Source organism: Pseudomonas sp. NPDC096950 (assembly GCF_044762525.1).
GTDB lineage: Bacteria > Pseudomonadota > Gammaproteobacteria > Pseudomonadales > Pseudomonadaceae > Aquipseudomonas.
In genome coordinates this window covers 39192-52942 of sequence record NZ_JBIWEL010000027.1, presented here as the reverse complement: position 1 = coordinate 52942, position 13751 = coordinate 39192, and the positions used below count along the sequence as shown (strand labels likewise).

The window sequence follows — 13751 nt, the reverse complement described above, 5'->3', positions numbered from 1 at the left end:
AGAAAAACCGTTAGGTGCTGGATTTATTTGGCTTTGGCTTTGGCCAGGCGCTGGTAGCGCACCGCTTCGACGAACACATCGGAATTGGCCGGGTCGTCGAGGTAAGCAAAGACCTGGTTCATGTCCGTGTTGATCAGCACACCATCGCCATCGTCAGTCTGGAAGACTTCACCGCTGAGGGATTTTTGCCCCAGGGCCTGGTTGATCTGCTCAAGGTCGAGGTTGTAGACCACCAGTTCATGCTTTTCGTTGAGCTCGAAGCCGGCAATCGTGAAATGCCCGCCGAATCTGGCCGGCACCGGCGCCGACAAGTACCAGCGACTGCCATGGCGGGACACTGTGAAGGGATAGGCCTCGCGTTCGCGGGGTTTGGCCTTGAAGTAGCTGACGGCCTGATAGCGGTTGTCGCCGATGCGCGTGAGCTCAAGGTTCATCGGTTCACCCCAGGCGTTGGTGCTGGTCCATTTGCCGAGCAATCCCTTGGGCGCGGGTTCGCTCGAAGGCAGCGGTTCCTTGAAGGTCACCAGACAGCCACTGAGCAGCAGGAACGACAAGGCGATCACAACGACGCGCCAGGCTTTCATTCAACACTCCCTATGAACACACGCAGACCTCATGTGGCCACCGACCCCATGTGGGAGCGGGCTTGCTCGCGAAGGCGGTTTAACCTTCAACATCTACATCGACTGTCACACCGCTTTCGCGAGCAAGCCCGCTCCCACAGGGTTTGTGGATTCCCACAAGGGGTTACACCGACGCCAATACCAAATGCATATACCGCGTAAGAATGCCGAGCATTTCGGCTTCGGCCGCAGGCTCGGCGTCGTTGAGCAGGCCCTGATATTCCATCCGTCCGATAATGGCCGTCAACACTTTGGCATCCTGTTGTGGCTCACGGGAACCCAATACTTCGAAAAGCTGGCAGGTGCCCTGCAACAGAATCTGCTGATGGGAGCGCACCAGCAGGGCCAGGCGCGGGTTGAGTAGCGCTTCCTGGCGGAAGGCTTGCTCGGCCATCAAGTGCTCTCGGCGGTTAATCAATTGCCGATGCACATAGTCCGCCATCAGCCGCGCAATATCGTCAGCCAACTGCGAGCGCGACTCCGAAGTGCCGTCGCCGCTGACCACCATCTCGCGCAGCAGCCCTTCGTTACTGGCCCACAGCTTGCCCATATAGGCTGCACTGCGTTCCACGTATTGGGCGAAGGTATCGGTGAGCAGATCATCGATATCCTTGAAATAGTAAGTGGTGGCCGACAGCGGCACACCGGCCTCTGCCGCCACTGCACGGTGACGCACCGCCCGCACGCCGTCGCGCACGACAATGCGCATGGCCGCATCGAGAATGTCCTGTCGACGCTGTTCGCTGCCCTGCCGGCTGGCCTTGCGGCCCTGGTACTGAACACTTTCAGCGACCGCAGTGGCGATACCCGCTGCACCTTCTTGAGCCATTGCACGATTCACGACAGGTAATCCCTCTTACGTCAAAAGTAACCAATTGATACGTTTGTACCAGACAGGCAATAAAAAGCCGCCTGTTTTAGGCGGCTTTTTAACTGAAACGTTTACGCTTGCGGCCGCATGTGCGGGAACAGGATCACGTCTCGAATCGACGGTGAGTTGGTCAGCAACATCACCAGGCGGTCGATGCCGATCCCTTCACCGGCCGTTGGCGGCATGCCGTACTCGAGTGCGCGAACGAAGTCGGCGTCGTAGTGCATGGCTTCGTCGTCGCCGGCGTCCTTGTCGGCCACCTGGGCCATGAAGCGCTCAGCCTGGTCTTCCGCGTCGTTCAACTCGGAGTAGGCGTTGGCGATTTCGCGACCACCGATGAACAGCTCGAAACGGTCGGTAACGTTCGGGTTCTCGTCGTTACGACGGGCCAGCGGCGACACTTCGAATGGGTACTGGGTAATGAAGTGCGGCTGTTCCAGCTTGTGCTCGACCAGTTCTTCGAAAATCATCACCTGCAGCTTGCCCAGGCCTTCGAAGCCCAGCACCTTGGCGCCGGCTTTCTTGGCGATGGCACGGGCCTTGTCGATGTCGTTCAGGTCGTCGGCGGTCAGCTCAGGGTTGTACTTGAGGATCGAGTCGAACACCGACAGACGCACGAACGGTTCGCCGAAGTGGAACACCTTGTCGCCGTAAGGCACGTCGGTGCTGCCCAGAACCAGCTGCGCGAGTTCGCGGAACAGTTCTTCGGTCAGGTCCATGTTGTCTTCGTAGTCGGCGTACGCCTGGTAGAACTCCAACATGGTGAACTCAGGGTTGTGACGAGTCGAAACACCTTCGTTACGGAAGTTGCGGTTGATCTCGAACACTTTTTCGAAACCGCCAACCACCAGACGCTTGAGGTACAACTCAGGCGCGATACGCAGGAACATTTCCATGTCCAGGGCGTTGTGGTGAGTCTCAAATGGCTTGGCCGCAGCGCCGCCAGGAATGGTTTGCAGCATCGGCGTTTCGACTTCCAGGAAGTCGCGCTTCATCAGGAAGCTGCGGATGTGCGCAATCACTTGCGAACGTACGCGGAAGGTCTGGCGCACCTCTTCGTTGACGATCAGGTCAACGTAGCGCTGGCGGTAGCGCTGTTCGGTGTCGGTCAGGCCGTGGTGCTTGTCCGGCAGCGGACGCAGGGATTTGGTCAGCAGGCGCACTTCGGTCATTTCGACGTACAAGTCGCCCTTGCCGGAACGCGCCAGGGTGCCAACGGCAGCAATGATGTCGCCCATGTCCCAGGTTTTCACCGAGGCCAGGGTTTCTTCGGACAGGGTTTTACGGTTGACGTAAACCTGGATGCGCCCGGTCATGTCCTGGATCACCATGAACGAGCCACGGTTGAGCATGATGCGACCGGCAACCTTGACCGGGATTGCAGCCTCTGCCAGCTCTTCCTTGGTCTTGTCCGCGTATTGCTTCTGCAGTTCTTCGCAGTAGTTTTCGCGGCGGAAGTCGTTCGGGAAGGCGTTGCCCTTGGCGCGCTCGGCAGCCAGCTTTTCCTTGCGCAGGGCGATCAGGGAGTTTTCTTCCTGTTGCAGGGCTTGCGGGTCGAGTTCTAGGTCGCTCATGTCTTTAAATATTCCATCAGGTTCGTTGCCCCCGGCATTCGCCGGGGTTCGCGGGCAAGCCTCGCTCCTACAGGATCGTAATGACCCTGTAGCGCGTGCTTTAGAGCCCTTGTTTCAGGCTGGCCACCAGGTATTCGTCGATATCGCCGTCGAGCACCTTGTCGCAGTCACTGCGTTCGATGTTAGTGCGCAAATCCTTGATTCGCGACGCATCGAGCACGTAAGAGCGAATCTGGTGACCCCAGCCGATGTCCGACTTGGTGTCTTCCAGGGCCTGGGAGGCGGCGTTGCGTTTCTGCACTTCCTGCTCGTACAAGCGCGCCCGCAACATTTTCATCGCGGTGTCTTTGTTGGCGTGCTGGGAGCGTTCGTTCTGGCAGCTGACCACGGTGTTGGACGGTACGTGGGTGATACGTACGGCCGAGTCGGTGGTGTTTACGTGCTGACCACCGGCACCGGAGGAGCGGTAGGTGTCGATGCGCAGGTCCGACGGGTTGATGTCGATTTCGATGTTGTCATCGATTTCCGGCGACACGAACACGGCCGAGAACGAGGTGTGGCGGCGGTTGCCCGAGTCGTACGGGCTCTTGCGAACCAGACGGTGCACACCGATCTCGGTACGCAGCCAGCCAAAGGCGTATTCGCCCTTGATGTGGACGGTGGCGCCCTTGATCCCGGCGACTTCACCGGCCGACAGCTCCATGATGGTCGCGTCGAAACCGCGTTTGTCAGCCCAGCGCAGGTACATGCGCAGCAGGATGTTGGCCCAGTCCTGGGCTTCGGTGCCGCCGGAGCCAGCCTGGATGTCCAGGTAGGCGTTGTTGGCGTCCATCTCACCGCTGAACATGCGACGAAATTCGAGTTTTTCCAGGGACTCGCGCAGACGCTCGACTTCGGTCGCGACGTCATCGACGGCGGCCTGGTCTTCTTCTTCGGCGGACATCAGCAGCAGTTCTTTGGCATCGGCCAGGCCGGTGTGCATTTCGTCGAGGGTTTCGACGATCTGCGCCAGCAGCGAGCGCTCGCGCCCCAGTTCCTGGGCGTACGACGGGTTGTTCCAGACTGCCGGATCTTCAAGCTCGCGATTGACTTCAGTCAGACGCTCATGCTTTTGATCGTAGTCAAAGATACCCCCGAATAGTTTCGGAGCGCTCGGACAGGTCCTTGATACTGTTAAGGATCGGGTTGATTTCCATGGCGGGCAGCACTCGTTGGCGAACTTTTGAAAGCCGGCGAGTATAACGTAATCAAGCTGTCACGGCAGCCCGCCTGGCGGACTGAATGCGCTTCAATACCGTTTTGGCCACCTCAAATGAGGGAAACCTTCCCCAGGAAAAACCTTAACTAGCAAAACGACTCTTCCTACACCAGAAACAGAACTGCCCTGCATAAACCCCGCATTCACTCATTCACAGTCCCGCCCTTCTAAATCAGCACTAGGGATGTGTGATGTTCGGCCCTGCCAACCAAGCCTCTTTCCTCCTGGATATCGAGGGTGTTACCCACGACCTGCGGGTTCTGGAGTTCACCGGCAAGGAAGCCATCAGCCAACCTTTTCGCTTTGATCTGAAACTGGTCAGCGAACGCCCCGATCTGGACTTGGAAAGCCTTCTGCATCGAATGGCTTTCCTCAGTTTTGACCGCCACGGCGCCGGCATTCATGGCCAGGTATACAGCGTCGGCCAGGGCGATGCAGGCAAGCGCCTGACCCAATACCAACTCAGCCTGATGCCCAGCCTTGCCTGGCTGGGCCACCGTTTCGACCAGAAAATATTCCAGAAACTGAGCGTGCCGCAGATCATCGCCCAGGTCTTGGAAAGCCACGGCATCCTCCGCGATCGCTACCGCTTTGCCCTCGGCACCGATTACCACCCACGGGACTACTGCGTTCAGTACGGCGAGAGCTGCCTGAATTTTCTGCAGCGACTGTGCGAAGAAGAAGGCCTGCATTACCACTTTGAACACCGCCGCGAGGGGCATGTGCTGGTGTTCGGCGATGATCAAACGGTATTTCCCAGACTCCACCGCCCCACCGCCTACCTGCAGGACAGCGGGATGGTCGCTGATGATCCGGTGATCAACGCCTTCACCCTCGCCATGGAAACCCGCCCCACAGGCGTGACCCGCCGCGACTACGACTTCGAAAAGCCCTTACTGCAATTGGAGAGCCGTGCGAAAGATCCTTCGCCGCTGCAACTCGAAGACTACGGCTTCCCCGGCCATTTCACCGACCGCGAACAGGGCAAGGACCGCGCTCGGCGAGCACTTGAGCGACACCGCAGCGATTATCGGCAAGCCACCGGACGCAGCGATCAGCCGATGTTGCTCAGCGGCCATTTCCTGCCCCTGACCGACCACCCACGCCAAGAATGGAACGACTTGTGGTTGCTGACCGAAGTCATTCACATCGGGAAACAACCGAGCGTGCTTGAAGAGTCGATCACCAGCGCCCCGAGCGACGACTTTTCCCAAGGCTACCGCAACACTTTTCTCGCGACCCCGTGGGACACCCCGTTCAGGCCCGCGCTCGCTCACCCCAAAACCACGATCAACGGCTACCAGCACGCCGTGGTCTGCGGTCCGCCCGGCGAAGAAATCCACTGCGACGAATACGGCCGCGTCCGTGTTCAGTTTCCCTGGGACCGCGACGGCGAGCACAACGATCACTCCAGTTGCTGGGTGCGCGTCGCCAGCGGCTGGGCTCACGACCGTTATGGCAGCGTATTGATCCCCCGCGTCGGCATGGAAGTGATCGTCGGTTTTTATCAGGGCGACCCGGACAAACCGTTGATCGTTGGCTGCCTGCCCAATGGCGCCAATCGGCCCCCGCTCGACCTCCCCGCCGAGAAAACCCGAAGCACCTTCAGAACCCAAAGCAGCCCTGGCGGCTCTGGCTTCAACGAACTGCGCATCGAAGATCGCAAAGGGGCCGAGGAAATATCCGTCCGCGCCCAGCGTGATTACGTACACCACGTGCTGAACGACGAACGGGTTCAAGTCGACAACCAGCGCAGCATCGTGGTCGGCGGCAACGCCCGTCATGAACTGCACGCCGAAGAACAGCGCATCACCCGCGGCAACCGATTGACGGAAATCCGGCAAGACGACCACCTGACGGTGCATGGCGACCGTCATATCCGCGCCACCAGCCATCGGTTGAGCGCTCAACAGCAGGTCCACGTCAGCGCTGGCCAACACATCGTCATCGATGGCGGCGCCAGCGTCACGATCCAGGCCGGAGGCGGATGGATCACGATCAATGCGGCAGGCATTTTCAGCAGCGTGCCGGTTGCGCAAGGTGGTTCACCAATGCCGCTGATGGCGGCCACCCCCGTGACGCTCGACGCGAGCGAGCCAGAACTCGCCGAAACGGTTTCAACCGCCCTTCTCAAACAACTGCTCGGCGACGAAGCCTTGATTGAACTCTGCCAGATGCCCAGCGGCGGTACGCCGATGGACTGCCCGCTGAGCGACTGCCAATGCCGCAAAGCCCTGGGCTATGGAGAACGCTCATGAATACATGGATTTTGCTGGAGCGCCCCGCCGCGCAGCTCGAAACGCTCTACCGCCTGGCGACACATCCCGACACCCTGAAGCTGTTCGCCGGCACTTCACTCGACGGTTTCGTCGAGCACAGCCCACTGCTGGTCCGGCTGAACAACCAGCCGACGCTCACTCAGGCGATCGAGCAAATCCCGGCGCAATGGCCCGGTCTGCTGATCGAAAGCACGTGTGACACGCCCTCGGTACTCGCGCACTTGCGCCAGATGCTGTTCGTCAACTTCGACCAGCAACGCAAAGGCGTGCTGCGCTACAGCAACCCCACCGTCGCCAGCTATTTTTTTGCCGCGTGTACCGCGCAAGACCTCAGCCTGTGGCTGGGCCCGATCAGTCGTCTGCGCTGGTTCGGCGCGACGTGGGCCGCTCAAGCGACCGGCGAAGCTGGCTGGCAGCAGTTGAACAACCTCCACGCGAACGACTGGCGCATTGAATGGGCACACCGGGCAATGGTGCTGAGCGTCGCCCAGGAGGAGGCACTGACGCGCCAGCGCAATGAACAGTTTCTCTATCACTGGTGGCAGCAACATCCCCAGCACTCCTTTATGCAGGCCAGCCATTGGCTGGAACAAGCGCTGAGTCAGGGCATCGACGACAGTGAAGACATCAGCGTCTTCCTGAGCGCTCACTGCACGCAGGCTGAGTCATGAAGCGCCTCGGGAGGTTAACCAGTGGCCCCGGCTGCGAGCGTGACAAGCTGATTGTCCAGGTCATTGGCACGGGACATTCCAAGAACCAGCGGCTGCTGCTCGTCGATCACTCGGGCGTCGAACCTCTCCAGGCCCTGACCGATGAGGCCGCGTGCGAAACCGAGCGTTCGACCAGCGTCCACAGCGAGCTTTTTGTGTGGGATTGGTCGGCACAGCTCAAGCACCAGTTGTGGCTGGAAATTGCCACCACCCAAGGCCCGCCCATTCGCCTGCCGTTGCTGGAGGACCTGCGTGTTACGCCGCGCCAACTGGAAGCGCAGTGGAATCAGATCGTCCCGATCCTGCCTTTCGCCGCGCTGCCCGGGACTCGCAGCAAGTACGACCTCGGGACGCCGGTGCTGTGCCGCAGCGGTTATGTCTATGTGTTTTACCGTGATCGTCTCTGGCGGGAGCTGGAGGTGCGACAGGACGACGAACTCACGACTTATCGCGATATCGATCTGCAGGCCTATCGCCTGAATCAGGCATTCAGCAGCGATTACCGACAGGCCAGCGGCGTCGATCTCAGCGACATTTGGCTGCCCGCGACCTGGAATCATCAACCCGCCGAAGCCGTGCAACTGTGTTTCAGCGAAATCCAGCTCAGCGCTGCACGCCTGAAACGTCTGGAGGAAGATCCAGAGTTGCGTGCCCAGCGGTGTCAGAGTCCCGCATTACAGTGCGAGAGCCAGACGCTCGAACGGCTTTTCGACCAGCAGCCCGATGGGCAGGCGATGCTGGAAGCCTTCAGTGGTTTCAACCTATGGGATGCAAAAGCGTCCGATGCCGCGACGAAGGCCAGCATCACGTGGCGCAACCTGGCCGCGCGGGCCTTTCCGGTCAGCCTGATCGCCCCGCAACGGGCACGCCAAAGCGGTTTCGAATATGTGCTGGAGCATCCGGGGCGTTACGTGTGCGACCTCTCGGGACAATTCGCGGCGCAGCGTAAAACCGAAGCCGAGGCCTGCCTGGATCAGTGGGAGCAAGGCGCTACACCTGCGTTACCTGAAACGTTTGAAAGCAGCGCCTGGGCGGATTGCCTCGCCACGTTGCTGGATCAATTGCGAGGAAAAACACCGAACGCCGATGACGCCGATCTCTGGCAGCCCCAGCCCACGGTCGTTGACGTGCTGGAAGCCGCTCGGCAACGGCGTGTGTGCGGCGTGCTGCTGGAAGACCCGCGCCACCGCGTACGGCATCTGGTTTCGCAGATCCAGCAACAACAGCAACTGCTGACGCTGTATGCCGAGCGCGCCAGCCTGCACCCACACCACGCCAGCGCGGTCATGGTTCAGCAACTGATCGTGCCGGCGACCATCGGTGGTCAGAAAAACCCGTTGCACGCCAGCTTCGACAAAGTGAAGGAGGCCGGTCGCCGCGACATCAACCGCTTCACCGCCACCGCTGAACGCGCCCTGCTCTGGCAACAACTGAACATGGCGCAGTCGCTGCTTGCCGAATGCCTGCAACAACCGGTGACCCAGCAGACGTTGGCCGATCATTTGAGCCTGGAGGACTTCGATTACCTGGCGGCGCTGTTTGCCGTCAGCCAGGTTTTCGCCAGCCTCGCCACCGTACCCGCGCAGCTTGATCCGCTGGCTAAAAATGGGGATGTGACCAATGCGCTGACCGGGTTGAGCCTTTACAGCCCGCAGGCCAGCGTCGGCCAGACGTTGCTCAACGACATCGCTCACGACCCGACACACCCACTGCACGGGATGCTTTGGCCGGCCGTTGATGAAGCCGCATTGGCTGCGCCTTATGTGCCGCCCACCGAGAAAACGGTTAACGAGGGCGATGGTTGTTTGCGCCCCGAACACCTCGCCGTATTTGAAACCGACCAGGGGCCTTATTACCCGCAGGTCGAACACCTCGACGGGCACTTGCTGGAAGGGTTACTGGCCAGCGGCAGCCTGAACAGCACACTGACTGGCCAATCGAAAGCGGCGGTCGGGACGCTGGTCAGCATTTACGAAAATCTGGCGGGCTCTTTAGAAACCGCCAGCAGCGCGGTGAACGCACAGGTCAACCACGCCCCCACCAGCGCCTATCAGCATGGACTTGGCGTGGGGTTGTTGCGCAGTTTGATGCCCAAGACTTTTGGCGAGATGCACTTCATCAATCGCCGGGATGCTGATCCGCAGCGTTATCACCTCTTTGGTTTGTCCGACGTGCCGGTGGGGGATCAGCGGCCACGGCGGGTGATGGGGGAGTATCTGGATGCGCAGGGGCGGCCGTTGAAGATGGGGAATGCGGCTGATGCTTTCGAGACGCCGGGCGCTTCACATGTGGGTAATTACAAATTGCTGGTGATGCCGGTGGATCATCCGACGGCGCGGAATCTTAGTGTGCTGAATCGGCGGATTAATGCGGTGCATAAAGAGGATGTGGAGGCTCGGGGGGCGGATAACGCGAAAGTGAAAGGCGCGTTGCAGCGTGGGGTGGATGAGCATGCGGATTTGGCTAATAGCCGGGTTTATCGGGTGTTGAACTCGTTGCCGTTTGCGGCGGGGGTTTTGATGTTGGAGGCTTGGAATGTAAGGACGGAGTGGCAGGGGTGGGAACAAGTAACGAGAGAGAAGGGTATATTTCGTGTAAGTATGGGTTCCGCTGGCACAGTTCTGGACTTAGCCATCGCAATAGAAATGCTGACTGTAAAATTTGCCGGTACCGAATCGGTTTTAGCAAATGGCCGCAAGGTTCTTTTTACTATTTCAGATGACGCAGCAAAAATAATTTTCCGTCGCTTCGAAGAACGCTTGGTCAGAAAATTAACCGCGCTCCTCATAGCCCAAATAACAAGCGGGGCTGTTTTCGCTCTTATTAATTTTTACGACGTTAAATACGCCCGCCAGTGGGGCGACGATGCAATATGGGGGTATTTGATGATGGCTGTAGGCGGCTCCCTCAGCGCTCTCAATAGCCTGATTGTTCCCACTGCTAACTTTCTTGGTCTTGGACCGGCAGGTTGGGTAGCGCTGATACTGATCGTAATCGGCGCCGGAATTGCTTGGTGGCTAACTGACAAGCCAATCGAAGAATGGTTGGTTAATGGCCCTTTTGGCACTCAAGTTCACTCGGACAATGTCCATCTTTTAGATCCACACAGTGGTTTTTACTACCTGATCAGTTTGTTTGCCGACATTCGGATCAACATTGGTATCAATCCTGAATTTGTCCCCAATGCCAAACATGACACTCATGGCAAAACACCATTTCAAGTGATTTCGTCGAATACCAGCGTTCGTATTGAAAGTAACTTACCGGGCTTAGTTACCAGCTTGGGCACTCTCAACATTAACGCTCATTGCCGACTCAATACGTTCGAAGTCAAAGGCGGGCGCATAAAAAGTGAAACTGTACAGTTTAAAAAACTTATTAACAGCCAACTCATCTCGCCCAAAGCACAAAGGTTGCTACCACAGGGCCTGGAACTGCTTTTCGAAACCCCACCAAACTACGCCTTCGATTTAGCAACACGTTCTTCTGGCATCTCACAACAATGGCAAGTAAGAGCACAATGTGTGCTTAAGCATAAAAATCAACTCTGGCACTTCCCTGCTCCACCGCCAAAGGATGGAACGCCATTTGATACCCCGCACAACAAGCCAAACTTCGAAAGCCTGGGTGAACTTTATTGGGCCGACGAATTTACAAATAAATCCCGGAATAGTAACCAATGATTCAGGAATCGTATTACACCGAAACTGCATATGGGGCTATCGAGATACCTCAGCAAGAGCGTTCATCTGAACGATCCTGGATCATGCGCTTCGCAAAAGCTAGATTGCCTTGGGGCAACGCAGATGAAGTGTGCCCGGTGAGCTTTGTGGAAGATTACTCGCCGAACGACCGTCGAAACCAAGAACAACTACAGAAAGAACGCGAAGGAAGAATAGCAAAAGGAACCTACATCCCTAGCCCATACGAACTTATTGATTTTCACATAAGGGACGATCACGAACGCTTCAGGTATGCCCTACTCCCCGCAAAATCCCATTTCTGGCTTTATATGAAAGCATTAGGAAAATTTATTTTTTTTCTGCTATTCATCGTCAGCATTCCGGGACACATAATAATGTTTTCGGCGTCGGCAGAACCATTCTGGAAATTAACAAAACTTTTAATAATCGAGTATTACTTTTGGATTCTCGGCCCACCACTTCTATCCTGGGCCATCGGCTCAATCGTCATAAAATACTTCCCCAACCTCTGGCTCAAACCCTCCCGAGGCCCCATCTGGGAACTAAACCGCCGAACCGGCCTTGTCACCGTCTTCGACTACAAAAACAACGGTGAATATAAAAAGAACGGCACCATCGGTGAACTCACCGCGCCGTTCTACGAATTCGACGCCTACATCGCCACGTCCCCGGACAGTCAGGGCATGCCGATGAATGTGCTCTACCTCGCCCATCGCTACCGCAACATCATGATCAACTTCGGCGCATTACTCTGCCCCGGCCCCGAGACGCAACCCGCGTGCGCCCTGTGGGATTTCATCCAGAACTACATGGACGTCAGCCGCCCGCTGCCGGACCTGCCGCAATACGAGGAATACCGCCACCTCGACCCCACCACCGCCGAATACGACCGCCGCGTCGGCCGCAACCCGCGTTTCTGGATCGACATGGACGATGCGACGTTCAAGCAAGTGGTCAGGGAGATGCATCAACGCGTCGCCAGCATCGACACGTTTCAAAGGCCGAATTTAATGGAGAGGTACCTTACATATGTGGATTAATAAAGCTGAAAAACAAAAAACCAATGACGGTAAGTTCTACTACTCTAAAACGTGCTACTGCGCATGTCATATACCATACCAAGCTCGATCTGTAGAACGCTCTTGGGTAAAAAAATTCGACTCTGCCAGACTACCTTGGGGTAATACAATCGAGGTAATTCCTGCCCGTTTTTTAAAAAAAGGTACACTCAATGATCTTCGCGACCAACAAAAATCGAGAAAAATCCGCGAAGACCAATCAAAACCTGAAACCTACGTGGCAAGCCCATACAAACATTTAAGTTTCCTAGACCCTCTAGATGCAAAGCAGTTACTACTAACTTATAGATCAACCCATTTTTGTTTCTGGCTCAACATGAAACTTACAGGGAGGCTGTTTTCCGGTGTAGTGGCTTTTTTTCTTGCGATTGCACTTATATTTATTCACTACGATACACAATGGACTTTTAATAATTTAATCACGGACTCAGCATGGTTTGTCTGCCTGTTTTTTGGTCCTCCTTTCACATGCTGGATGCTAGGTTCATTTGTCTGTAAATACTTTCCAAAACACTGCCCTGATACCACTCAAGAACCGGAATGGGAGTTAAACAGGCGCACTGGCCTGGTCACTCTTTACGATTACAAAAATAACGGCGAATATAAAAAAAAACGGCACAGTCGGCAAACTTATAGCCCCCTTCTACGAGTTCGACGCTTATCTACACACTTTCAATAACAGTTATGGAGACACGACACACCAACTCTATATCTCACACCGCTACAGTGACATGACTATCCATTTCAACAGAGTGACTTATGCAGATCTGAGCATGGGACCGCCTCTCGCCCTATGGGATTTCATTCAGAACTACATGGACGTCAGCCGACCAATACCGGACGCCCCAGAATTCGAGGAATATCGCCACATCGACCCCACCACCGCCGAATACGACCGCCGCGTCGGCCGCAACCCGCGTTTCTGGATCGACATGGACGATGCAACGTTCAAACAGGTGGTCAGGGAGATGCATCAACGCGTTGCCAGCATCGACACGTTTCGACGGCCGAACTTGATGGCCAGGTATGTGACCTATGTCGATTAATCAGCCACCACCCGACAACGGGGCACTGCTCACTGACAATCCGGATGCACCCGCATGCACCAACGACTATGCAATTATCCGGGTCCGCCACAAGAAGTCGGGGGCGTTGGCTTGGCGGGTGTCGTTGTACCGGGATGGCGTCTTGAAGGTACACAAGGAATTTACGTTCATCCGCCATGGCGGTGAGCGTGAGGCGCGTTGCGCTGCCGAGCGGTTTCGCAATGAGCAGATGCTGCGCTTCCCACCACCACTGAGCTGCATGGTCCGGCAAAAGTTGCGTGTCACTAACACCAGTGGCCTGGCGGGTGTTTCAAGGCAGACGAACGGCAAGAACACCTATTGGATTGCGCAAACGACGACTCGCCAAGGCAAGAAACTATCCCGGTCATTCAACGTGGCAACGTTCGGGGAGGCACAGGCGAAACACAAGGCTATCGAGGCGCGAAAGGAGCAGTTGGCGACTATTGAGCATCGAGCCTTTCGTCATCGGGGTGGCGAAAAACTCCACGCTGAATTGCTGCGGACGGTCGCTACATCGGCGAACGATGAATGAACCGTGGCGAGGGAGTTGGTCGGAATGCCGCACCACCTCGTTCGGCTGCGAAGC

11 protein-coding genes are annotated in these 13751 nt (G+C 56.9%); 7 read left to right on the top strand and 4 right to left on the bottom strand.

The annotated features are described in order from the left end of the window. Positions 1-23: 23 nt before the first annotated feature. From ACIQY3_RS29115 to prfB, 4 genes are all read right to left on the bottom strand, one after another. A complete protein-coding gene (locus ACIQY3_RS29115; protein WP_403026753.1) occupies positions 24-584 on the bottom strand; it encodes a hypothetical protein in 561 nt (186 codons plus the stop codon). A 163-nt stretch (positions 585-747) separates the two neighbouring features. Continuing rightward, a complete protein-coding gene (locus ACIQY3_RS29110) occupies positions 748-1464 on the bottom strand; it encodes a TetR/AcrR family transcriptional regulator (RefSeq protein ID WP_403026751.1) in 717 nt (238 codons plus the stop codon). A gap of 101 nt (positions 1465-1565) precedes the next feature. After that, positions 1566-3068 (bottom strand): lysine--tRNA ligase, encoded by a 1503-nt coding sequence (lysS, locus tag ACIQY3_RS29105; protein WP_403026749.1) that lies wholly within the window; start codon positions 3066-3068, stop codon positions 1566-1568. A gap of 100 nt (positions 3069-3168) precedes the next feature. Next, a protein-coding gene (gene prfB / locus ACIQY3_RS29100; RefSeq protein WP_123507983.1) for a peptide chain release factor 2 occupies positions 3169-4264 on the bottom strand; the annotation gives its coding sequence in 2 pieces (ribosomal slippage) (positions 3169-4191 and positions 4193-4264; 1095 coding nt in all). Positions 4265-4517: 253 nt separating this feature from the next. On the opposite strand from prfB, the gene tssI reads away from it, so the two are divergent. The 7 genes from tssI to ACIQY3_RS29065 all read left to right on the top strand — a co-directional run bounded on the left by tssI (position 4518) and on the right by ACIQY3_RS29065 (position 13697). Then, positions 4518-6584 (top strand): type VI secretion system tip protein TssI/VgrG, encoded by a 2067-nt coding sequence (gene tssI, locus ACIQY3_RS29095; RefSeq protein WP_403026747.1) that lies wholly within the window; start codon positions 4518-4520, stop codon positions 6582-6584. Then, on the top strand, positions 6581-7276 hold the full coding sequence (locus tag ACIQY3_RS29090) for a DUF4123 domain-containing protein (protein WP_403026745.1): 696 nt from the start codon (positions 6581-6583) through the stop codon (positions 7274-7276). The genes tssI and ACIQY3_RS29090 overlap by 4 nt, the downstream gene beginning before the upstream one ends. After that, positions 7273-10998: a toxin VasX gene (locus ACIQY3_RS29085; RefSeq protein ID WP_403026742.1), complete on the top strand. Its 3726-nt coding sequence runs from the start codon at positions 7273-7275 to the stop codon at positions 10996-10998. Before ACIQY3_RS29090 ends, ACIQY3_RS29085 begins: the two co-directional genes overlap by 4 nt. Continuing rightward, positions 10995-12059, top strand: coding sequence for a hypothetical protein (locus ACIQY3_RS29080; protein WP_403026740.1), 1065 nt, complete (start codon positions 10995-10997; stop codon positions 12057-12059). The genes ACIQY3_RS29085 and ACIQY3_RS29080 overlap by 4 nt, the downstream gene beginning before the upstream one ends. Then, positions 12049-12777, top strand: coding sequence for a hypothetical protein (locus ACIQY3_RS29075; RefSeq protein WP_403026737.1), 729 nt, complete (start codon positions 12049-12051; stop codon positions 12775-12777). The genes ACIQY3_RS29080 and ACIQY3_RS29075 overlap by 11 nt, the downstream gene beginning before the upstream one ends. A 94-nt stretch (positions 12778-12871) precedes the next feature. Next, complete coding sequence (locus ACIQY3_RS29070; RefSeq protein ID WP_403026735.1) at positions 12872-13144, top strand: hypothetical protein; 273 nt, start codon at positions 12872-12874, stop codon at positions 13142-13144. Further along, entirely contained in the window at positions 13134-13697 is a 564-nt protein-coding gene (locus ACIQY3_RS29065; protein ID WP_403026734.1) for an AP2/ERF family transcription factor, read from the top strand. The genes ACIQY3_RS29070 and ACIQY3_RS29065 overlap by 11 nt, the downstream gene beginning before the upstream one ends. Positions 13698-13751 lie beyond the last annotated feature (54 nt).

Bases quoted from the DNA above. Each gene is read 5' to 3' on its own strand.
- ACIQY3_RS29090 (WP_403026745.1), top strand. From the start codon at position 6,581: ATGAATACATGGATTTTGCTGGAGCGCCCCGCCGCGCAGCTCGAAACG.
- ACIQY3_RS29085 (WP_403026742.1), top strand. From the start codon at position 7,273: ATGAAGCGCCTCGGGAGGTTAACCAGTGGCCCCGGCTGCGAGCGTGAC.
- ACIQY3_RS29115 (WP_403026753.1), bottom strand. From the start codon at position 584: ATGAAAGCCTGGCGCGTCGTTGTGATCGCCTTGTCGTTCCTGCTGCTC.
- ACIQY3_RS29075 (WP_403026737.1), top strand. From the start codon at position 12,049: ATGTGGATTAATAAAGCTGAAAAACAAAAAACCAATGACGGTAAGTTC.
- lysS (WP_403026749.1), bottom strand. From the start codon at position 3,068: ATGAGCGACCTAGAACTCGACCCGCAAGCCCTGCAACAGGAAGAAAAC.
- ACIQY3_RS29070 (WP_403026735.1), top strand. From the start codon at position 12,872: ATGGGACCGCCTCTCGCCCTATGGGATTTCATTCAGAACTACATGGAC.
- ACIQY3_RS29080 (WP_403026740.1), top strand. From the start codon at position 10,995: ATGATTCAGGAATCGTATTACACCGAAACTGCATATGGGGCTATCGAG.
- tssI (WP_403026747.1), top strand. From the start codon at position 4,518: ATGTTCGGCCCTGCCAACCAAGCCTCTTTCCTCCTGGATATCGAGGGT.
- ACIQY3_RS29065 (WP_403026734.1), top strand. From the start codon at position 13,134: ATGTCGATTAATCAGCCACCACCCGACAACGGGGCACTGCTCACTGAC.